The following is a 20,773-nucleotide window of genomic DNA, read 5'->3' as shown; positions in this document are numbered from 1 at the left end:
GCCGTCGTGGCTGATCGCGCCCGCGCGGCGGAGCCGCAAATCGACACAGCCTCGCGCCCCTTTCGGGGCGCTTATACCGACCGCTGATACGACCTGAACGTGCGGATCGACAGCCATACCGCTGCCACCGCGAGTGCCAGCAGCGCGCCGCCGCGGCTGAGTACGTCGCCCCAGTCGGGGTGTTCGCTCATCGCCGAACGGCCTGCCACCATCGCCCAGTTGAGCGGGTTGAAGTCGGCGATGTGCCGCATCCACGAGGGCATCTGGGACGGCGCCATGAACGCGCTGGACAGGAACGTCAGCGGCAGCAGCAGGAAGGTGTTGATGCCGATGATCGACTCCCGCTGCTGCACCAGCATCCCGAGCGCGTTGGACAGTGCCCCGAAGACGGTGCCCAGCAGCACGGAGGCCACGATCAGGATCGCGATGCCGCCGACGCCGCCCGGGTAGTCGGCGCCGCCGAGCAGTCCGAGCAGGACGATGATCGCCGACTGGAGCGCGGTGACGAGGCCGTTGTTGACGACGTTGCCGTTCATCAGCGCGGCCCGGCTGACCGGAGTGGTCAGGAAGCGGTTCAGCGTGCCGCGCTGGATCTCCTCCAACGTGCCCATGCCCGCCCACATGTTGGAGCTGAGGGCGCTCATCACGACCACGCCCGGGACGAGGTAGTCCAGGTACGAGGTGGTGCCGAAGCCGCCGAGTTCGACGACCTTCTTGAAGAGGTTGCCGAACAGGAACAGCCAGATCACCGGCTGGATGAGGGTGATGACCGCGAAGGCGGGCTGCCGTGCGAACACCATGAGTTGACGCTGCGTCATGTACCAGGTCTGGGAGACGGCGGTGCTCATCGCGCACCTCCGGCGACGGCGAGCCGCTCGGTGCTGTTCGCGTCGGCCTCGGCGTAACGGCGGCCCGCGTAGCGGAGATAGACGTCGTCCAGCGAGGGACGGGCGACGGTCGCGCTGGCGACCCCGACGCCGGCCCGCTCGAACGCCGCCAGCAGGACGGGCATCGCGGCCGCTCCGTCGTCGGCGCGGGCACTGACCCGGCTCCCGTCGACCAGCACCTCGCGCACGCCCGGCAGTCCGACGAGGGTGCCCCGCAGCAGCGTACGACCGGCGTCGCCGACCGCTTCCCGCAGCTCCAAGTGGACGGCGTCACCCCGGAGTTCACCCTTGAGGGAGTCGGGGGTACCCTCCACGACGACCCGGCCGCGGTCGACGATCGCGATGCGTTCGGCGAGCCGGTCGGCCTCTTCGAGGTAGTGCGTGGTGAGCAGGATGGTCAGCCCCTCCTCCCCCGCCAGCCGGCCGATCTCGTCCCACATCGCGGTGCGGGCCTCCGGGTCGAGGCCGGTGGTGGGCTCGTCGAGGAAGAGCACCTCGGGCCGGTGCACCAGGCCGAGCGCCACATCCAGGCGGCGGCGCATACCGCCGGAGTAGCCCTTCACCGGACGCTTCGCGGCGTCGGCGAGGGTGAAGCGGTCGAGGAGCTCGTCCACCCGCCGCGTGAGGGCGGCGCCCCTCAATCCGTAGAGCCTGCCCTGGAGTTGGAGGTTCTCGCGGCCGGTCGCCGTCGGGTCCGCGCCCGAGTTCTGGGCGACCACGCCGATCGCGCGGCGGACCCGGTCCGGGTGGCGCAGCACGTCGTGGCCGGCGACGGTGGCCGTGCCGGAGTCGGGCCTGGCGAGGGTGGTGAGGATCTTGACGGTGGTGGACTTGCCGGCGCCGTTCGGCCCGAGGAGCCCGAAGACGGTGCCGGGTTCGACGGTGATGTCCATGCCGTTGAGGGCGGTGACATCGCCGGAATAGGTCTTGATCAGTTGACGCGCCTCGACCGCGGGCGCACGGGTACTGCCCATGACAGCTCTCCAAAGGAATGAGCGGATGTGCGATGTGAAAGGTCACGACTGATCCGCGTGAAGAGCGCCCGGCTATCCTGGGTGTGCCGCACCTCGATCGCCTGGCTTCGCCGCACGGCGGGTCAGTTCGGGGTTCGTGACCCCGGCGGGGCTGCTCCAACAGCCCGGTCGGGGTTCTTCGTGTCTAGGTGAACTCCGTCGGCAGCTCCCCCGTTTCGTGGAAGTGGCGCCATCCCTCGACGCCGGGCAGTGAGCCCTTCTTGATCTCGTCGACGAGACCCCGGATCCACTCCGCCTGCGCCCGGACCATGTGCAACTGGTACTCGCTCTCCACCAGGAAGAGCCGGGGCAGCGTCTCGTACAGCTTCTCCAGCGCACCGCGCGCGCTCGCCGCCTGTACGTCGAGGTTCTGCACCCGCTCCTCCAGGAGCCGCACCACCTCGTCGGGGTGGATGACTCCGACGAGCGGGAGCGCGGTCTCGAAGATCGGGAACTCCTTGACCGGCACGGCCAGCAGGTCGGAGAGCCATTCGACGGCTTCCTCGCGCCCTGCCTCGGTGATGCCGTAGACCGTGCGCTCGGGACGGTTGCCCTGCCGCTCCACGTCGGTGACCTCGACGAAGCCGTGTTTCTCCAGGTTCTGCACGACCGTGTAGAGCGAGCCGTAGTTGATCTTCGTGGTGCTGTCCTTGCCCTGGCGGCGCAGGGTCCGGGCGATCTCGTACGGATGCATCGGGCCCTGCCAGAGGGTGACCAGCACGGTGAGCGCCAGCGGATTGCCGAGCTTGCGGCGCTTGGGCGGCATGGCCATACCTCGCTTCCGAATATCCGTGGCAGAACATATCGCGAGTGTGCGGCGAGCGTCAACACACACGATGTATCGCGTTTTGGCGGCGAGGGCAAGGGCGTGAGGACTTAGGCCCGCCACAGACACGGTTACGTGACGCGACGGAAACAGGCCATCCCTAATTTCTGTCACCCGACAGGAATTCCGCTGTCGCCGTCAGGATTCCGCTCTCCTGCGCCGAAGGCAGGTGCCGCCGTGACCACAACAGCCCCCTCCGACATACGCCCCGATCCGCCGCACTCCCCCAGCTCCGACGACAGCTCCCTCGCGGAGTTCGGCTACCGCCAGGAGCTGCACCGCAGCCTCGGCCGGTACGCGTCGTTCGCGGCCGGGTTCTCCTTCATCTCCGTACTGACGACCGTCTTCCAGTTCTTCGCCTTCGGGTACGCGTTCGGCGGACCCGTCTTCTTCTGGGCCTGGCCGATCGTGCTGGCCGGCCAGCTCCTGGTGGCGGCCTGCTTCGCGGAACTGGCCGCGCGCTACCCGATCTCGGGCGCGATCTACCAGTGGTCGTCCCGCCTCTCGAACGCGACGTTCGGCTGGTTCGCGGGCTGGATCATGGTGATCGGCCAGATGGTGGTGGTGGCGGCAGCCGCCCTGGCCCTCCAGATGGTGCTGCCGGCGATCTGGTCGGGCTTCCAGCTGGTGGGCACGGACCCGGCTCCCACCTCCCCCGACGGCGCGGCCAACGCGGCGGTCCTGGGCGTGATCCTGCTGGTCCTGACGACGGTGGTGAACATCCTCGACAACCGCGTGATGTCGATCATCAACCGGGTCGGGGTGACGGCCGAGATCATCGGCGCGATCCTGATCGTCGTCCTCCTCCTGACCCACTCGAAGCGCACCCCGACCATCACCTTCCACACGACCGGCAGTCTGGAGGGCGGGCTGCTCGGCGCCCTGCTGGTCGGCTCGTTCACGGCGGCGTACGTGATGATCGGCTTCGACAGCGCGGGCGAGATGAGCGAGGAGACCCACAACCCGCGCCGCACCGCACCGCGCACGATCCTCACCGCGCTCACCGCCGCGGGCCTGCTCGGCGGCCTGATCATCCTCGGCGGCCTGCTCGCGGCCCCCAGCCTGACCGACGGCCACCTGGGCGTCGACGGCCTCAGCTACGTCCTGACGAGCAGCCTCGGCGACGGCGTCGGCAAGGCCCTGCTGGCGGACGTGGTGGTGGCGATCGCGGTAGCGACTCTGGCCATCCAGACAGCGGCCTGCCGCATGCTGTTCTCCATGGCCCGAGACGGCCAACTCCCCTTCTCCGCCCGCCTGTCCAAGGTCAACCCCCGCACGGGCATGCCCAGCGCCCCGGCCATCGTCGTGGGCACTCTCGCGGCGGCCCTGCTCCTCCTGAACTTCGCCTCCCCGGACGCCTTCCTCGCCATCGGCACCACCTGCATCGTGATGCTGTACCTGGCGTACGCGATGGTGACGGGCCCGCTGCTGCTCCGCCGCGTGCGCGGCGAGTTCGCGGTGGAGGGCACGGACGAGACGGGCGCGCGCCTCTTCTCCCTGGGCCGGTGGGGGGTACCGGTCAACGCGCTGGCGCTTGTCTACGGCCTGGTGATGACCGTCAACCTGGCGTGGCCGCGGGCTGCGGTGTACGACCCGGCGGGTGGGCACTGGTACTTCCAGTGGTTCACGGTGTTGTTCCTGGTGGTGACGGTGGGGGCCGGGTTCGGGTACCGGGCGTACCGCGCCCGTACGGTCACGGCGGAGGCTCCTGAGGCGGTCGCCGCCTGACCCCACCACCTACGCTTGACCCCCAATGACCCGAAAGCGCCGTATCCCGCCCTCCCCCCTCCCCCAACGCGACGGAGTCGACCCGGTACGGGTCCGTCTGCCCCCCGAGGGTTCCTGGACCACCGTGCGCGAGTACCTGGTGGACCGGCTCTCGGGGGCGGGCGAGGGTGTCGTCGACGAGATGATGGACGACGGGCTGTTCGTCGGGGTGGACGGGAAGAGCGTGGCCGGGCTGCCGTACGAAGCCGGGTTGTTCGTGTGGTTCCACCGGGACCTGCCCTCCGAGGTACCGGTGCCCTTCCCCGTGGAGGTCGTGTACCGCGACGAGCACATCGTCGTCGCCGACAAGCCGCACTTCCTCGCGACCACCCCGCGCGGCAGTCATGTCGTCGAGACCGCGTTGGCGCGGCTGCGCAGGGAGTTGGGGATCCCGGCGCTCGGCGCCGCGCACCGGCTCGACCGACTCACCGCCGGGCTCGTGCTGTTCACGGTGCGGCCCGAGGAACGGGGCGCGTACCAGGCGCTGTTCCGGGAGAAGCGGGTCCGGAAGGAGTACGAGGCGATCGCGCCGTACGACTCCGGGCTCGTCCTTCCCACGACCGTGCGCTCGCGGATTCTCAAGGAGCGTGGGGTGATGGCCGCTCAGCAGGTCGAGGGCGAGGTCAATGCCGTCAGCCGGGTCGAGTCGGCCGAACAGCGTGGCGACGGGATCGCGCGGTACCGGCTGGTGCCCAGCACCGGGCAGACGCATCAACTGCGCGTCCACATGAGCGCGTTGGGCGTGCCCATCCTCGGTGATCCGCTGTATCCCGTGGTGACCGACCCCGTGCCGGACGGTGACTTCCGGCGACCGCTCCAACTGCTGGCGCGGGCACTGGAGTTCACCGATCCGGTCACGGGGGCCGAGCACCGGTTCCGTAGCGGGCGGGTGCTCGAAGCCTGGTCCTCCTACGGTGGGCGGTCCGCTCAGTAGCCGCGCCACCAGCGCAGGAACCGCTGCCACGCGCCGAGTTGGTGCACCGGTTCCGGCGTCGCGACCGGCTGCGGCGGAGCCGCCGGCTCGGGCATCGGGGCCGCCGCCGGCGTCGGGGGCGGGTCGGACGGCATGCCGACGTGCCAGGTGTGGCGGGGTTGCGGGACCGCCGCGTGGCTCGGCTTCTCCGAGACGTCCTGCGGGGGCTTCGGGGCGAACTGCACCGGCAGATCCACCAGGTGGCGGGAGGCGATGGACGCCGTCCAGCTCAACTCGTCCTCGTCGCAGTCGAGTTCGATGTCCGGCAGCCGCATCAGCAGCGCGTCCACCCCGGTGTCGGCGATGGCGCGGCCGATGTCCTGGCCGGGGCACTCGTGCGGGCCGCCGCCGAAGGCCAGGTGGGAGCGGTTGCCCATCATGTTGGCCTTGAGGTCGGGACGCACCCGGGGGTCCACGTTGCCCGGCGCGGGCGCGAAGAGGAGACCGTCGCCCTTGCGGATGCGCTGGCCGCCCAACTCCGTGTCCTGCTTGGCGAAGTAGGCGAAGACGGTGGAGAACGGCGGCTCGTCCCACAAGGACTGCTCGACCGCCTCCGGCACCGTCATCTGCCCGCCGTTGAGCTGGGCGCGGAAGCGCGGGTCGGTGATGACCATGCGCAGCGCGTTGGCGAGGAGGTTGGTGGTGGCCTCGTAGGCGGCGAAGAGGACGAGCCGCAGGTGCTCCCTGACCTCGTCGTCGCTGAGCCCCGCCGGGTGCATGACGAGGTGGCTGGTGAAGTCGTCCGCGGGCTCGGCCCGGCGCAGGGCGGTGAGCCGGGTCAGCGCGTCCATGACGTACTGGTGGCTGACGATCGCGGTCTCGGTGCCCTTGAGGGCGTCGCGGGCCGCCTCCACCATCTGGTCGTTGTACTCGTCGGGCATGCCGAGGATCTCGCACAGCACGGCCATCGGCAGGTGCTCGCAGAACTGGCCGACGAGTTCCGCGTGGCCCTGCTCGCAGAAGGTGTTGGCGAGGATCTGGGTGTAGCGGTTGATGTGCCGGCGGATGCCGCGCGGGTCGATGGTCGACATGGCGCCGGTGACCGCGCCGCGCAGCCGCAGGTGTTCGTCGCCCTCCGCGTGCGAGGCGATGGGCTGCCAGGCGATGTGCGGCATCAGCGGGTGGTCGGGCTTGACCATGCCCTCGCGCAGCGGCGTCCAGACCCGGCTGTCGCGGCTGAACTGCGAGGGCGTACGCACCATGTGCAGGTTCTCGGTGTGGCCGAGGACGACCCAGATCGGTACGTCGTCGTGGAGCAACACCGGTGCCACGGGGCCGTGTTCGGCGCGGAGTTTCTCGTAGAGGGTGCCCAGGTCCGCCGCTTCGGGGCCGTACAGCCGGTGCAGCCCGCCGGGCCCCTGGCCGTGCGCGGGGCAGCCGGGGGGCGGACCGAGCCTGGTGTCGTCCGTATCGGTCGGGGAGTGGGGTTCAGGCGTCACAGTGATCGCTCCGGGAACTGAAGTGGATCCGGTGTCGGGGGAGTTGGGCGGGTCAGGTCAGTGAGCCCGTCATCGCCAGGGAGTGCAGGAAGCGCATCAGGGTCATCAGGACGTCCCGGCTGGAGGCGCGGCGGCGCGCGTCGCACTCGATGATGGGGATGTCCGGCGACAGGTCGAGCGCCGTACGCAGGTCCTCGATGGGGTAATGCGGGCCGTCCGGGAAGGAGTTGACGGCGATCACGAACGGCACCCCGCGCTCCTCCAGCCGTCCTATGACGTCGAAGCTGACTTCGAGGCGCCGCGTGTCGATCAGCACCACCGCGCCGAGCGCGCCCTCGAACAGCCCGTTCCACAGGAACCAGAAGCGTTCCTGGCCGGGGGTGCCGAACAGGTACAGCACGAGTTGGTCGGTGATGCTGATGCGGCCGAAGTCCATGGCGACGGTGGTGGCCGTCTTGCTCTCCGAGCCGTAGTTGTCGTCGACGCCGACGCCGGCCTGCGTCATGGTCTCCTCGGTGGTCAGCGGCCTGATCTCGCTGACCGAACCGACCATGGTCGTCTTGCCGACCCCGAAGCCGCCGACGATCACGATCTTCACCGCGGCCTGGGCCGTGTGCGGGAGATGGTCCTCGGTCCGAGGGCCCGTGATGGTGTCAGAGCTTTTGAAGTCCATGCATCACCGCTTCGAGGAGGGAACGGTCGGGGAGCGCCTGGCGGACGATCGGGGCGCGCGCCTGCACCAGTTCGGCCGTCAGCAGCTCGGTGAGCAGGACGGTCACCACGCTGTACGGCAGGTTGAGATAGGCCGACAGCTCGGCCACGGACAGGGGGGCGATACAGAGCCCGAGCAGCGCCGCCTGCTCCGGAGTGGCCGACTGCGGCGCGTCGGAACGCGCCACGATCAGCGTGACCAGGTCGAGTTCGGCCCGGTCGCCGTCCTCGGTCGCGCCGGTGAGCACGTACAGCCGCTCCGGGATCTTCCCTTCGCCCTGTTTCCTGGGCTCGCCCTGTTGTTTGGCGGGCTGCGGCGGCGGCTCTTCCCTGGGTTGTCGCCGCCGGCGTTGCGGAGGAGTCATACGGTCTGCCCGTTGCGCCTCGGCGGGCTGGTGAGGTGGGCGCCGATTCTGACGACGAGGTCGCGCATGCGGTTGCTCATCAGGCCGGGCTCGGCGACCACGTCGGACAGCACCGCCAGGTAGGCGTTGGCGCCCGCGGCCATCAGATAGAAGTAGCCGCCGTTGATCTCGATGATGACCATCTTCATCCGGCCGTCGCTGCCCGGGATCTCGGAGGCGACGGCACCCGCCAGGCTCTGCAGTCCGGCGCAGGCCGCGGCGACGCGGTCGGCGGCATCGGGGTCGCCGCCGTAGCGGGCGATGCGCAGCCCGTCGGCGGAGAGAACCACGATCTGCTGGATGCCGGGCACGCCGTCGGCGAGATCCTTGAGCATCCAGTCGAAGTTGGCTCGCTGCTGGATCACTTGAGGTCCCCCTCGTCGTCGGCCTCGACTCGGGCCGGCTCGGTCTTCTGGGTGAAAGCGGTCGGGTCCGGGTCACCCTTGAGGCCTTCCATGAACGCCTCGACCCACAGGCCCGGTTCGGGTTCGTCCTTCTTCTCCGGCTCCGGCTCGGGCGTGCCCCAGGCGGAGCGGGCGTCCCGTGCGGCGGCCTCGGCGCGCTCGGCGGCGGCCTGTTCGGCGTACCGCTGGGCGAGCGGGACCTTGACCCGGCTGCGGCGCTGCGGCAGGCCGCCCGCCGTCCACTCGGTGACCTCGGGAACCTCGTCCTCCATGCTCACCGAGGCCGGGATGCGCGGGCTCGTGGGGCGGCGCCGCTTGATCGTGCGCTTGGGGCCGTCGACGGCGCCGAGTTCGGCCTTGGGCATGGCGGTCGCGCCGATGCCGTGGGCGAGCCCGGGGGCGGTGCCGGGGGTGAGCATCTCGCTGGGCACGATCAGGACGGCACGGACGCCGCCGTAGGCCGAGGCGCGCAGCGAGATCTGCATGTTGTACGTCGCGCAGAGCCGGCCGACGACCTGGAGGCCCAGGCGCGGGCTCTCGCCGAGGTCCTGGAGGTCGGTGCCCGCCTTGGCGCGCTCCAGCATGCCCTCGGCCCGCGCCCGCGACTCCTCGCTGAGGCTGACGCCGCCGTCCTCGATCTCGATGGCGACGCCGGTCTGCACCTCTACGGCGGTGACGTGCACCTTGGTCTGCGGGGGCGAGTAGCGGGTGGCGTTGTCGAGGAGTTCGGCCGCCGCGTGGATGACCGGCTCGACGGAGATGCCGCGGATGTTGACCTTGGCGATGGAGTGCAGCTCGATGCGGCGGTACTCCAGGATGCGGGACATGGCGCCGCGCAACACGCTGTACAGCGGCACCGGTTCGGGCCACTGACGGCCCGGGCGGCCACCGCCGAGCACCGAGATGGAGTCGGCGAGACGGCCGATCAGCGCGGTGCCGTGGTCGATGCGCAGGAGGTCGTCGAAGACCTCGGGGTTACGGCCGTGGTCCTCCTCCATCTCCCGGAGTTCCTTGGCCTGTTGGTGGACGATGGCCTGGACGCGGCGGGCGATGCTGACGAAGGAGCGCTGCGCGGAGTCACGCATGTTCTCCTCGCGCTGGACGATGTTGAGCACCGTCCTCAGCAAGTCGCGCTGCGGCTGCGGAAGTTGCCGCCAGTCGGGATCGGTGTCGACGACTTGCCGAATCACCTCTCCGGGGGATTCTCCGCTGCTGAGCCGGTAGAGCGTGGCGGGCAGGATCTCCTTGCCGAGCCGGAGCATCTCCACGTTCTGGTCGGCGAGCCGCCGTTCCAGATACGCGGTGTGACGGTCGTGCTCGGCGCGGAGGTTCCGCAGGTTGCGTCCGCGGCGCACCGCTTCGGCCGCCGTCACGATCACCAGGAGGGTGGCGACGGCTCCGCACCAGCCGACGGCGATCCGGGCAGGCCCCGCCACCAGGGCGACGGCGGCCCCGGTCGCCGCGGCCATCACTATGGCAGGCGGCAACAGCACGCGCGCGTAGGGAAGTTCACGGCCACCGGGGGGCGATTGAACACTCACCATGTATGCCCTCTAAAGACAGGTCGGCTGGGGGGATCGGGGGAATCTGGGGGGAGCTTCTGTATCTTTTGCATGTTTGGGAACAAGCGCACGAATACAGCCCAACTCGGTGCGCTGCGGGCGAGCTTAGTCCGACCGGATCACCGCTGTGTCATATTCAGCAAGCCCCTGAAAAGGGACACGGAAGGGGAGTACCCTCAGCCCATTTACACGCTGTGGCTTCAATCGCACACAGCGAGTTACGACGAACGGGCATGCGAAAGTCACTCACCGTAAGGAGTGAAGCCCCGATTCCGGCTCGGGTCCGGGCCCGAATTCCGGGTCAGATTCCGACGATGCGCAGTGCCGCGTCGGCCGTCGCCTCCGCGAAGGCGGACACCGGCCGCTCGGGGTCGGAGCGGTGCACGAGGATGACACCCTCGATCAGCCCGAACACCAGATCCGTCCGCAGCTCCAACTCGCTCTTGGCGAGCGCCCCGCCGGCGGCCGTCGCGGCGAGCAACTGCCGGTAGGTGTCCTTGAGTTCGGCGCGCACGGCATGGAAGCCGGCGAAACGCTCGGCGCGCACCTCGGGCAGCAGATACAGCCCGCCGAGGTTGTGCGAACCGCCGCACAGCAGCTCGACGTCGGTACGGCACAGCTCCCACAGCCGGCCCTCGGCCGGGGTCGCGTCGTCCGCGAGGAGTTCCCGGGCGTACGTCAGCGAGGGCGTGACCGTGGACTCCAGGAGGTCCGCGAGCAGCTCCTCCTTGCCGGAGACGTAGTGGTACATGGACGCCTGCCGCATGCCCGCGCGCTCGGCGACGGCCCGGGTGGTGGTGGCCGCGTAGCCGCGGGTGGTGAACAACTCGGCGGCGGCGGAGAGGAGTTCGGCGCGCGGGGACAGTCCGCTGTCCGGCCGCTGATCGGCCCGCGGCCTGCCGACCCGGCGGCCCCCCTGTGCACCTGTCGTCCCCATGCGTTCGATCCTCGCAAACGACCCCGGACCCCGGACTCCCGGTGATCTTCGTGAGGGCTCGGTAACCGACCGGCAACACCCGGGCAACCCCGATGACCCGCCCGCCTCCTAATTTCTGTCGAGCGACAGAAATGTCGTACGACCGAGACGTCCCCACAGCCGGAGGTCCCCCGCGATGGCGACAGCGACCACTTACGGAGCCCGCGCCCACGCCCGCGCCCAGGAGGGCAGGCGGGCCGAGGCGATGCCCGTCGTCCCGGCCGGCGACTGGCCGGCCCCGCCCTGCGAGGCGGGCCACCTGGTGTGGGCCGAGACCGTCGCGGGCGGCAACTACACCCACCGCGTCCTGGCCCGCGGCACCGAACTCCGCCTGACCGACCTGCGCGGCGACGCCTGCGCCCATCTGCTCCTGTACGCGGCCGACCGCCCCTGGGAACGCCTGAACGTCGCCGACACGGTCAAGGTCCAGTGGAACGCCTACCTCGGCGAGGGCCAGCTCCTCCTCTCCGACCAGGGCCGCGTCCTCGCCTCCCTCGTCGCCGACACCTCGGGCCGCCACGACGCGCTGTGCGGCACCTCCACCCTCGTCCGCAACACCGAGCGCTACGGCGACGGCACCCCGCAGTCCGGCTCCCCCGCCGGGCGCGAGCTGTTCAAGCTCGCCGCCGCCAAGAACGGCCTGGAACCACGCGACCTGCCGCCCTCGCTCTCCTTCTTCCAGGGCGTCGAGGTCCGCGACGACGGCTCCCTCGACTTCACCGGCTCGGCCGGCCCCGGCGGCAGCGTGACCCTGCGCGCCGAGCAGGACGTGACCGTACTGATCGCGAACGTGCCGCACCCGGCCGACCCGCGCGACGACTACGTCAACACCCCGCTGGAGGTGCTCGCTTGGCGCGCCGAGGCCACCAAGCCGGGCGACCCGCTGTGGGAGGCCACACCCGAAGGCCACCGCGCCTTCCTCAACACCACCGAATTCCTTGCCGCGAGGGGGCTCATATGAAGACCGCGACCGTCCCGGCGCGCGCCGCCTGGTCCACCGTCGTCCGCACGGGCGAGACCCTCACGATCACCGACCTGCACGGCAACCAGGCCGTCGACTTCCTCGTCTACGACGCCCACGACACCTCGGTCCGCTACAGCGCCCCGGACACCATCCACGCGCAGGGCAACCTCTTCCTGACCACCGGCAGCGTGCTGATGTCCAACGAGCACACCCCGCTGATGACCGTCACGGACGACGAGGTCGGCCGGCACGACACGGTCGGCGGCGCCTGCTCCAAGGAGTCCAACACCCTGCGCTACGGCCACCACACCTGGTCGCAGCACGCGTGCGTGGACAACTTCCTCGCGGAGGGCGCCCGTTACGGCCTCGGCAAGCGCGACCTGGTCTCCAACATCAACTGGTACATGAACGTGCCGGTCGAGAAGGACGGCACCCTCGGCATCGTCGACGGCCTCTCCGCCCCGGGCCTGAAACTGAGCCTGCGCGCCGAACGCGACGTCCTGGTCCTGGTCTCCAACTGCCCCCAGATCAACAACCCTTGCAACGGCTTCGAGCCGACGGCGGTGGAGATGACGATCACCGAGGCGGCCGTCGAAGAGGACGCCGCTCGGAGGGATGCCGCATGACCTTCGACACGCTGCTGATCGCCAACCGGGGCGAGATCGCCGTCCGCATCATCCGCACGGCCCGCGAACTCGGCCTGCGTACGGTCGCCGTGTACTCCGACGCCGACCGCTCGGCCCCCCACGTACGGCTCGCCGACGAGGCGGTACGGCTCGGCCCGGCGCCCGCCAAAGAGTCGTATCTGGACGCCGACCTGGTGCTCAAGGCGGCCAAGGACACGGGCGCTGGCGCGATCCACCCGGGCTACGGCTTCCTCTCCGAGGACGCGGCCTTCGCCCGGCGCTGCGAGGACGCCGGCATCGTCTTCGTGGGCCCGACACCAGCACAGCTGGAGCTGTTCGGCGCGAAGCACACGGCACGCGCGGCGGCCGAGGCGGCGAGTGTCCAACTCGCGCCGGGCACAGGCCTGTTGGCGGACCTGGACGAGGCACTCGCCCAAGCAGCCCTGATCGGCTACCCCGTCATGCTCAAGGCGACCGGCGGAGGCGGCGGCATCGGCATGTCGGCCTGCCGCTCCGCCGCCGAACTCACCGAGTCCTGGGAGCGGGTGCAGCGCGTCGCCGCCGCCTCCTTCTCCTCCGCCGGCGTCTTCCTGGAACGCCTCGTCGAACACGCCCGCCATGTCGAGGTCCAGGTCTTCGGCGACGGCGACGGCAAGGTCGTCACCTTCGGCGACCGCGACTGCTCCCTCCAGCGCCGCAACCAGAAGGTGGTGGAGGAGGCCCCGGCCCCGGGCCTCCCCGACCACATCCGCACCCAACTGGCCGCATCCGCCCGCGACTTGTGCTCCTCGGTCGGCTACCGCTCCGCCGGCACCGTCGAGTTCGTCTACGACGCGACACGCGAGGAGGCCTACTTCCTGGAGGTCAACACCCGCCTCCAGGTGGAACATCCGGTCACCGAGGAGATCTACGGCGTCGACCTGGTCGCCTGGATGCTGCGCCTGGCCCGCGGCGAGAGCGACGTCGTCCGCGAACCCGGCACCCCGCGCGGCCACGCCGTCGAGGCCCGCGTCTACGCCGAGGACCCGTCCCGCGAACACCGGCCCAGCGCGGGCCTGTTGACCCGGGTCGAGTTCCCGCACGGCGTCCGCGTCGACGGCTGGGTGGAGACCGGCACCGAGGTGACGACGTCGTACGACCCGATGCTCGCGAAGGTCATCGCGTACGGCTCCGACCGCGCCCACGCGCTCCAGCGGCTCGACGAGGCACTGGCCCGCACCCGTGTGGACGGCATCGAGACCAACCTCGGTCTGGTCCGGGCGGCGCTCGCGGAGCCGGACTTCCGTACGGCCACCCACTCCACGGCGACCCTCACCACCGTCACCGACCCCACCCCCCGCATCGAGATCGTCGCCGGCGGCACCCTCACCACGGTCCAGGACTGGCCAGGGCGTACCGGCTACTGGCAGGTCGGCGTCCCCCCGTGCGGCCCGATGGACGACCTCTCCTTCCGCCTCGGCAACCGCGCGCTCGGCAACGAGGAGGGCACCCCCGGTCTCGAATGCACGCTCCAGGGACCGACGTTGAGGTTCACCCACGCCACCACGGTGTGCGTGACGGGCGCCCCGGCACCGGTGACCATCGACAGCACCCCGGTCCCGCAGTGGGAGCCGGTGACGGTCCCCGCGGGCGCAACCCTGGAGATCGGCGCCCCGGCCGAACACGGCCTGCGCACCTACGTGTTGTTCGCGGGCGGCCTGGACGTGCCCGCCTTCCTCGGCAGCGCGAGCACCTTCACCCTGGGCCGCTTCGGCGGCCACGGCGGCCGGGCCCTGCGCACCGGCGACGTCCTGCACGGCGGCACGGTCGCCGAGGGCACGCCCGTACCCACCGCCGACCGCCCAACCTTCGGTGCCGTATGGGACGTGGCGGCGGTCGAAGGCCCGCACGCGGCACCGGAGTTCTTCACCGAGGACGACATCCGCGACTTCTACGCCGCCGACTGGAAGGTCCACTTCAACTCGGCGCGCACGGGCGTCCGCCTGGTCGGCCCGAAGCCCCGCTGGGCGCGCACCGACGGCGGCGAGGCGGGCCTGCACCCGTCCAACATCCACGACACCCCGTACTCGGTCGGCGCCGTCGACTACACGGGCGACATGCCGGTACTGCTGGGCCCCGACGGCCCGTCCCTCGGCGGCTTCGTCTGCCCGGCGACGGTCATCAGCCAAGAGCGCTGGAAACTGGGCCAGTTCAGGCCCGGCGACACGGTCCGCTTCCTCCCGGTGAACGTCGACGGCTCGCCCCGCCCCGACATCGTGGACGGCGGCATCCTGGCGAGGGACGGAGACGTCACCTTCCGCCGCAGCGGCGACGACAACCTCCTCGTCGAATTCGGCCCCATGCAACTGGACTTGGCACAGCGCATGCGGGTCCACGCCCTGATGGAGGCGGTCGCGGAGGCCGACTTCGAAGGCGTCACGGATCTCACCCCGGGCATACGCTCACTCCAGATCCAAACGGATCCGACCCGCCTCCCCCAGTCCCAACTCCTCACCGCCGTAAGGGAGATAGCGGCAGCACTCCCACCCACGGACCAACTGATCGTCCCCTCCCGCACGGTCCACCTCCCCCTCTCCTGGGACGACCCTGCGACCCGCGAGGCGATCGCCCGCTACATGGCAGGCGTCCGCGACGACGCCCCTTGGTGCCCCTGGAACATCGAGTTCATCCGCCGCGTGAACGGCCTGGACTCGGTCGAGGACGTCTACGGCACGGTCTTCGACGCCGAATACCTCGTACTCGGCCTGGGAGACGTCTACTTGGGCGCCCCTGTAGCCACACCGCTCGACCCCCGACACCGTCTGGTGACGACGAAGTACAACCCGGCCCGCACCTGGACGGCCGAGAACTCGGTCGGCATCGGCGGGGCGTACCTCTGCATCTACGGCATGGAGGGCCCCGGCGGCTACCAGTTCGTGGGCCGTACGACCCAGGTGTGGTCGGGCTGGCAGCAGCGCGGCGCGTTCGAGCAGGGCTCGCCCTGGCTCCTCCGCTTCTTCGACCGCATCAAGTGGTACCCGGTGGAGCCGGACGAACTCCTCGAACTCCGGGCCGACATCACCTCGGGCCGCTTCGTCCCGCGCATCGAGGAGGGCACGTTCTCGCTCGCCGAGTACGAGGCGTTCCTCACCGAGAACGCCGAGTCCATCGCGGAGTTCAGGTCCCGCCAGCAGACCGCGTTCGGCGCGGAACGCGACGCCTGGGAGGCGGCGGGCGAGTTCACCCGGGCGGAGGCGGCGGCCGCCCCGGCACCACCGCAGGCCGAGGTGACGGTCCCGGCGGGCGGACGCCTGGTGGAAGCCGAATTCGCGGCCTCTGTCTGGCAGTTGAACGTGGAGCCGGGCGACGAGGTGACCGTCGGCCAACCCCTCCTGGCCCTGGAGGCGATGAAGATGGAGTCCAGGGTCCACGCCCCGATGGCCGGCGTGGTGACCGAGATCCTGGCCAGGCCCGGCGACCAGGTGGAAGCGGGCACGGCACTGCTCGTCCTGGCCCCCGCAAGCTGACCCCGGACGTCGAACCCGCGAGCTGAACCGCAAGGAGCACCAGAGATGTCGACCACCGTGTCCCGAGTCCGCGCCGCCTACGCCCGCATCGAGGCGGTGAACCGCCCAGAGATCTGGATCGACCTGCGCCCGCAGGAAGACGTCGAGTCCGAGGCGAGGGCACTGGACGAACGCCTGTCAGCGGGCGAGCAACTCCCCCTCGCGGGCCGCCTGTTCGCGGCCAAGGGCAACATAGACGTCCACGGCCTCCCGACCACGGCGGGCTGCCCGGCATACGCCTACGCCCCGGAGACCGACGCCCCGGTGGTGGCCCGGCTCCGCACGGCCGGCGCGATCGTGCTCGGCACCACGAACCTCGACCAGTTCGCCACGGGCCTGGTCGGCACCCGCTCCCCGTACGGCGCGGTCCGCAACGCCCACGATCCGGAACGGATCAGCGGCGGCTCCAGCGCGGGTTCGGCCGTCGCCGTGGCCCTCGGCATCGTCGACTTCGCACTCGGCACCGACACGGCGGGCTCGGGCAGGGTCCCCGCCGCCTTCAACGGCATCGTCGGCCTGAAGCCCACCCGGGGCCTGGTCCCGACGGCGGGCGTGGTCCCGGCCTGCGCCTCGATCGACTGCGTGACGGTCTTCGCCCGCACCCTCCCGGAGGCCGAACAGGCCCTGTCCTTCATGACCTCCCCACCGACCCGTGCCCTCCCGCCCCTCACCCAACGCACGCCAGGCCCCTGGCGCATAGCGGTCCCCCCACGAGACCAGCTGGGCGAACTGGACGAGGGCTGGGCGGAGGCCTACGAGGAGACAGTCACCCGCCTCCGAACGGCAGGCGCCGAGATCCGTACCCTGGACCTCACCCCCTTCACGGAAGCGGCGGCGATGCTCTACCAGGGGGCGTTCGTGGCCGAGCGCTACACAGCGGTAGGAGCCTTCGTCGACAAGGCGATCGCATCCGGCACCGAGGGCCTGGACCCCACGGTCACCGGCATCATCACCCGAGCCCGAGACATCCCGGCCCACCAGCTGTACGCGGACGAGGAACGCCTGGCCGCCCTCCGCACCCGAGCCCTCTCCGAACTGGCAGACGCGGACGCCCTGTTGCTCCCGACGACCCCGGGCCACCCCACCCTCTCCGAGGTGGCCGCCGACCCCCTGGGCGCAAACGCCCGCCTGGGCCGCTTCACCAACTCCACCAACCTCTTCGACCTGGCGGCAGTGGCAGTCCCGTCGGGCAAGGTGAACGGCCTCCCCTTCGGCGTGATGCTGAGCGGCCCGACGTTCACGGACGACCGCCTGGCTCAGATCGCGCGCGACCTGACCCCGGAGACCCACATCGCCGTAGTAGGCGCCCACCTGACGGGCCAGCCCCTGAACCCCCAACTCCTGTCCCTGGGCGCCCGCTTGGACCGCACGACCACAACGGCCCCGGTCTATCGCCTGCATGCCCTGACAACAACTCCGCCCAAGCCGGGCTTGGTTCACGTCGGCGAGGGCGGAGCGGCGATAGAGACGGAGGTATGGCGCCTACCGGCGGAGGGTTTGGGCCGCTTGCTGGCCGCACTCCCCCGCCCGATGACGCTGGGAAGCGTGGAGCTGGCGGACGGCACAGCGGTCCCAGGCTTCCTCTGCGAGCCAACGGCACTGGAAGACGCCGAGGACATCACAACCTACGGCGGCTGGCGAAAGTACCTGGGCTTCTAGAGAGGCGCGAGGCCAACTCCCCAGGGGCGCGGGGAACTGCGCGACCAGCCACAGCGAACCCGCGCCCGCCCCCAAACCGCTACCCCACAGACGAGTAGGCCACAACCCCCCGCAGCAACAACTCAACAGCCTTCCGCGCATTCTTCGCCACGGTGGAAGACGCCTCGCCCCCAGTAACCGGCGCCGCAGCAGAAATCTGCCCCAACACATCGATCACCTGCTTGCACCACCGAACAAAGTCCCCGGCCGGCATCTCCACCTCCCGAAGGACCTCGTCCAACCCCTTCCCACTGGCCCACATGTACGCGGCCCAGGCAAACCCGAGATCAGGCTCCCGCTGCCCGACCCCTTCGGTCTGAGTGATCCGGAAGTCCTCCTCAAGGGCGTCGAGCCGCCCCCAGATCCGCACCATCTCCCCCAGCGCGGCCTTGGCCGCACCGGACGGCACCTTGGGAACGGTCGCGTCGTCACTGACCCGCGCCTCGAACACCAACGCAGAGACGCACGCGGCGAGTTCGGCAGGGGAAAGCCCCTCCCAGACACCCTCCCGCAGACACTCACTGGCGAGCAGATCGAGCTCGCCGTACAGCCGGGCCAGCCGCTTGCCGTGCTCGGTGACCTCGTTGCCGCGCAGATAGTCCAGGTCGGTCAGCAGCGCGACGATCCGGTCGAAGGTCCGGGCGATCGTGTTGGTCCGCCCCTCGATCCGCCGCTCCAGCTGCGAGGTGTCCCGCAGCAGCCGGTGGTACCGCTCGGCCCAACGGGCGTGATCCTCACGGTCGTTGCACCCATGGCACGGATGCGCCCGGATCGCCGTACGCAACTGGGCGATCTCCCGGTCGTCCGCGGCCTGCGAGCGCTGCTTGCGGGCCCGCTCCGGCGGAATGTGCCCGGCCTTGGTGCGCAGCGCGGACGCCAGGTCCCGACGGGACTGCGGGGAACGGGGGTTGAAGGACTTCGGGATCCGCATCCGGTCCAACGCCTCGACGGGGACGGGGAAGTCCATCGACGCGAGCCGCTTGACCTGCCGCTCCACCGTCAGGACGAGAGGACGCGGCCCGTCGTGCTGCTCGAAGCCACGATGACCGTTGGACCGCCCGGCGGGCAGTCCCGGGTCCAACACCAGTGCCAGACCCGCGTACTTGCCGGTCGGGACATGGATGACGTCTCCCGGCTTGAGCTTCTCCAACGCGACGGCGGACTCCGCACGGCGCTGTGCCACGCCCTGCCGGGCCAGCTCGGTCTCGCGGTCCTTGAGCTCGCGGCGCAGCCGCATGTAGTCGTCGAAGTCGCCCAGGTGGCAGGTCATGGAGTCCTTGTAGCCCTCCAGGCCCTCCTCGTTGCGCTGCACCTGCCGCGAGATCCCGACGACCGACCTGTCCGCCTGGAACTGCGCGAAGGACGTCTCCAACAGCTCCCGCGACCTGTGCCGCCCGAACTGCTCGACGAGGTTGACCGCCATGTTGTACGACGGCTTGAAGCTGGAGCGCAGCGGGTACGTGCGCGTGCCGGCGAGTCCCGCGAGGTGCTCGGGACTGATCCCGCGCTGCCACAGCACGACGGCGTGGCCCTCGACGTCGATACCGCGGCGGCCGGCCCGGCCGGTCAACTGGGTGTACTCGCCGGGGGTGATGTCGGCGTGCTGCTCGCCGTTCCACTTGACGAGCTTCTCCAACACCACCGAGCGCGCGGGCATGTTGATGCCGAGCGCCAGGGTCTCCGTCGCGAACACGGCCTTCACGAGCCCGCGCAGGAACAGCTCCTCGACGACCTCCTTGAACGTCGGCAGCATGCCCGCGTGGTGGGCCGCGATGCCGCGCTCCAGGCCTTCCAGCCACTCGTAGTACCCGAGGACATGGAGGTCCTCGTTCGGAATGGACGCCGTGCGCTCCTCGACGAGCGCCCGCACCTTCTCCCGCGCCTCGTCGTCGTTGAGCCGCAGCCCGGCGTACAGACACTGCTGTACGGCGGCCTCGCAGGCGGCGCGGCTGAAGATGAACGTGATGGCGGGCAGCAGGTCCTCGTTGTCCAGCCGCTCGATGACCTCGGGGCGGCCCGGAGTCCACACCCGCGAACGCGATCTGCGCTCCCGCTCCCGGTCGGCCTCGCGCATGGCGCGGCCGCGCTTGCGGTCCTGGTACGAGGGGCGCTGGGCCTCCATGCGGGCCAGGCGCGTGAGGTCGGGGTTGACGGCCTTCTTGCTGCCCTCGCCCTCCTCGAACAGGTCGTACATCCGCCGCCCGGCGAGCACGTGCTGGAACAGCGGCACGGGCCGGTGCTCGGAGACGATCACCTCGGTGTGACCGCGGACGGTGTCGAGCCAGTCGCCGAACTCCTCGGCGTTCGACACGGTCGCCGACAGCGAGACCAGGGTCACCGACTCGGGGAGGTGGATGATCACCTCTTCCCATACGGCGCCGCGGAAGCGGTCGGAGAGGTAGTGCACCTCGTCCATGACCACGTAGCCGAGGCCGAGAAGGGTCTGCGAACCGGCGTACAGCATGTTGCGCAGCACCTCGGTGGTCATGACGACCACCGGGGCTTCGGAGTTGACGCTGTTGTCGCCGGTGAGCAGGCCGACCTTGTCCGCGCCGTAACGGCGGCACAGGTCGGCGTACTTCTGGTTCGACAGGGCCTTGATGGGGGTCGTGTAGAAGCACTTCTTGCCCTGCTGGAGGGCGAGGTGGACGGCGAACTCGCCGACGATCGTCTTGCCGGAGCCGGTGGGCGCCGCGACCAGCACGCCCTTCCCCGCTTCGAGCGCCTGGCAGGCCTCGATCTGGAAGGGGTCGAGACCGAAGTCGTACATCTCGCGGAAGTCCGCGAGCGCGGTGGCCTGCTCGGCTGCCCGCAGGCGGGCTGCCGCGTACCGCTCGGCCGGGGAGAGGTCCTCTGTCATCGTGCTTTCGAGCGTACCGGGCGCCACTGACAACAGGACGATCATTATCCGTTCCCACGAGTCCTCCACACACGGAGACCGGCCGCCCGCGCTGCGGGAACGGCCGGTCTCGGCGGAG

The 20,773-nt window shown here is 70.3% G+C and carries 16 protein-coding genes; 6 read left to right on the top strand and 10 right to left on the bottom strand.

Features of this window, described 5'->3' with window-relative positions; genetic code table 11:
- Positions 1-71 precede the first annotated feature (71 nt).
- The 3 genes from OG714_RS40745 to OG714_RS40735 all read right to left on the bottom strand — a co-directional run bounded on the left by OG714_RS40745 (position 72) and on the right by OG714_RS40735 (position 2,666).
- The gene (locus OG714_RS40745) at positions 72-848 is read right to left on the bottom strand and encodes an ABC transporter permease (protein ID WP_406128687.1); all 777 of its coding nucleotides are present in this window, start codon (positions 846-848) and stop codon (positions 72-74) included.
- Complete coding sequence (locus OG714_RS40740; protein ID WP_406128686.1) at positions 845-1,861, bottom strand: ATP-binding cassette domain-containing protein; 1,017 nt, start codon at positions 1,859-1,861, stop codon at positions 845-847. Before OG714_RS40740 ends, OG714_RS40745 begins: the two co-directional genes overlap by 4 nt.
- 184 nt (positions 1,862-2,045) lie before the next feature.
- A complete protein-coding gene (locus tag OG714_RS40735; RefSeq protein WP_406128684.1) occupies positions 2,046-2,666 on the bottom strand; it encodes a PadR family transcriptional regulator in 621 nt (206 codons plus the stop codon).
- A 237-nt stretch (positions 2,667-2,903) separates the two neighbouring features.
- Between OG714_RS40735 and OG714_RS40730 the strand changes: the two genes are divergently transcribed.
- Both OG714_RS40730 and OG714_RS40725 read left to right on the top strand, forming a co-directional pair.
- A complete protein-coding gene (locus tag OG714_RS40730) occupies positions 2,904-4,454 on the top strand; it encodes an amino acid permease (protein ID WP_406128682.1) in 1,551 nt (516 codons plus the stop codon).
- Between the two features lie 25 nt (positions 4,455-4,479).
- Positions 4,480-5,427: a pseudouridine synthase gene (locus OG714_RS40725; RefSeq protein WP_406128680.1), complete on the top strand. Its 948-nt coding sequence runs from the start codon at positions 4,480-4,482 to the stop codon at positions 5,425-5,427.
- Here OG714_RS40725 and OG714_RS40720 read toward each other — a convergent pair.
- The 6 genes from OG714_RS40720 to OG714_RS40695 form a co-directional block, all read right to left on the bottom strand.
- The gene (locus OG714_RS40720; protein WP_406128678.1) at positions 5,421-6,905 is read right to left on the bottom strand and encodes a cytochrome P450; all 1,485 of its coding nucleotides are present in this window, start codon (positions 6,903-6,905) and stop codon (positions 5,421-5,423) included. The two genes, OG714_RS40725 and OG714_RS40720, sit on opposite strands and share 7 nt — an antisense overlap.
- A gap of 52 nt (positions 6,906-6,957) precedes the next feature.
- Positions 6,958-7,578 (bottom strand): ATP/GTP-binding protein, encoded by a 621-nt coding sequence (locus tag OG714_RS40715; RefSeq protein WP_200680124.1) that lies wholly within the window; start codon positions 7,576-7,578, stop codon positions 6,958-6,960.
- Positions 7,559-7,981, bottom strand: coding sequence for a DUF742 domain-containing protein (locus tag OG714_RS40710; protein ID WP_406128676.1), 423 nt, complete (start codon positions 7,979-7,981; stop codon positions 7,559-7,561). The genes OG714_RS40715 and OG714_RS40710 overlap by 20 nt, the downstream gene beginning before the upstream one ends.
- A complete protein-coding gene (locus tag OG714_RS40705) occupies positions 7,978-8,385 on the bottom strand; it encodes a roadblock/LC7 domain-containing protein (RefSeq protein WP_019066134.1) in 408 nt (135 codons plus the stop codon). Before OG714_RS40705 ends, OG714_RS40710 begins: the two co-directional genes overlap by 4 nt.
- Positions 8,382-9,968 (bottom strand): sensor histidine kinase, encoded by a 1,587-nt coding sequence (locus OG714_RS40700; RefSeq protein ID WP_406128673.1) that lies wholly within the window; start codon positions 9,966-9,968, stop codon positions 8,382-8,384. The genes OG714_RS40705 and OG714_RS40700 overlap by 4 nt, the downstream gene beginning before the upstream one ends.
- Before the next feature lie 319 nt (positions 9,969-10,287).
- Positions 10,288-10,923, bottom strand: a complete 636-nt coding sequence (locus tag OG714_RS40695; RefSeq protein ID WP_406128671.1) for a TetR/AcrR family transcriptional regulator — start codon at positions 10,921-10,923, stop codon at positions 10,288-10,290.
- Between the two features lie 175 nt (positions 10,924-11,098).
- On the opposite strand from OG714_RS40695, the gene OG714_RS40690 reads away from it, so the two are divergent.
- The 4 genes from OG714_RS40690 to atzF are packed head-to-tail and all read left to right on the top strand — an operon-like array spanning position 11,099 to position 17,756.
- The gene (locus tag OG714_RS40690; RefSeq protein ID WP_406128670.1) at positions 11,099-11,923 is read left to right on the top strand and encodes an urea amidolyase associated protein UAAP1; all 825 of its coding nucleotides are present in this window, start codon (positions 11,099-11,101) and stop codon (positions 11,921-11,923) included.
- On the top strand, positions 11,920-12,552 hold the full coding sequence (locus OG714_RS40685) for an urea amidolyase associated protein UAAP2 (RefSeq protein WP_406128669.1): 633 nt from the start codon (positions 11,920-11,922) through the stop codon (positions 12,550-12,552). The genes OG714_RS40690 and OG714_RS40685 overlap by 4 nt, the downstream gene beginning before the upstream one ends.
- Positions 12,549-16,058: a 5-oxoprolinase/urea amidolyase family protein gene (locus tag OG714_RS40680; protein WP_406128667.1), complete on the top strand. Its 3,510-nt coding sequence runs from the start codon at positions 12,549-12,551 to the stop codon at positions 16,056-16,058. The genes OG714_RS40685 and OG714_RS40680 overlap by 4 nt, the downstream gene beginning before the upstream one ends.
- A gap of 45 nt (positions 16,059-16,103) precedes the next feature.
- Positions 16,104-17,756: an allophanate hydrolase gene (gene atzF, locus OG714_RS40675; protein ID WP_406128665.1), complete on the top strand. Its 1,653-nt coding sequence runs from the start codon at positions 16,104-16,106 to the stop codon at positions 17,754-17,756.
- Between the two features lie 79 nt (positions 17,757-17,835).
- Here the strand turns inward: atzF and OG714_RS40670 are convergent, their stop codons facing one another.
- Complete coding sequence (locus OG714_RS40670) at positions 17,836-20,700, bottom strand: DEAD/DEAH box helicase (RefSeq protein ID WP_406128663.1); 2,865 nt, start codon at positions 20,698-20,700, stop codon at positions 17,836-17,838.
- Positions 20,701-20,773: the final 73 nt, after the last annotated feature.

This window comes from Streptomyces sp. NBC_00989 (genome assembly GCF_045162655.1).
Classification (GTDB): Bacteria; Actinomycetota; Actinomycetes; order Streptomycetales; family Streptomycetaceae; genus Streptomyces.
This window is presented reverse-complemented; position numbering and strand designations above follow the sequence as displayed.

Bases quoted from the DNA above. Each gene is read 5' to 3' on its own strand.
- OG714_RS40670 (WP_406128663.1), bottom strand. From the start codon at position 20,700: ATGATCGTCCTGTTGTCAGTGGCGCCCGGTACGCTCGAAAGCACGATG.
- OG714_RS40690 (WP_406128670.1), top strand. From the start codon at position 11,099: ATGGCGACAGCGACCACTTACGGAGCCCGCGCCCACGCCCGCGCCCAG.
- OG714_RS40740 (WP_406128686.1), bottom strand. From the start codon at position 1,861: ATGGGCAGTACCCGTGCGCCCGCGGTCGAGGCGCGTCAACTGATCAAG.
- OG714_RS40695 (WP_406128671.1), bottom strand. From the start codon at position 10,923: ATGGGGACGACAGGTGCACAGGGGGGCCGCCGGGTCGGCAGGCCGCGG.
- OG714_RS40700 (WP_406128673.1), bottom strand. From the start codon at position 9,968: ATGGTGAGTGTTCAATCGCCCCCCGGTGGCCGTGAACTTCCCTACGCG.
- OG714_RS40715 (WP_200680124.1), bottom strand. From the start codon at position 7,578: ATGGACTTCAAAAGCTCTGACACCATCACGGGCCCTCGGACCGAGGAC.
- OG714_RS40710 (WP_406128676.1), bottom strand. From the start codon at position 7,981: ATGACTCCTCCGCAACGCCGGCGGCGACAACCCAGGGAAGAGCCGCCG.
- OG714_RS40725 (WP_406128680.1), top strand. From the start codon at position 4,480: ATGACCCGAAAGCGCCGTATCCCGCCCTCCCCCCTCCCCCAACGCGAC.
- OG714_RS40685 (WP_406128669.1), top strand. From the start codon at position 11,920: ATGAAGACCGCGACCGTCCCGGCGCGCGCCGCCTGGTCCACCGTCGTC.
- OG714_RS40745 (WP_406128687.1), bottom strand. From the start codon at position 848: ATGAGCACCGCCGTCTCCCAGACCTGGTACATGACGCAGCGTCAACTC.
- OG714_RS40735 (WP_406128684.1), bottom strand. From the start codon at position 2,666: ATGCCGCCCAAGCGCCGCAAGCTCGGCAATCCGCTGGCGCTCACCGTG.
- OG714_RS40680 (WP_406128667.1), top strand. From the start codon at position 12,549: ATGACCTTCGACACGCTGCTGATCGCCAACCGGGGCGAGATCGCCGTC.
- atzF (WP_406128665.1), top strand. From the start codon at position 16,104: ATGTCGACCACCGTGTCCCGAGTCCGCGCCGCCTACGCCCGCATCGAG.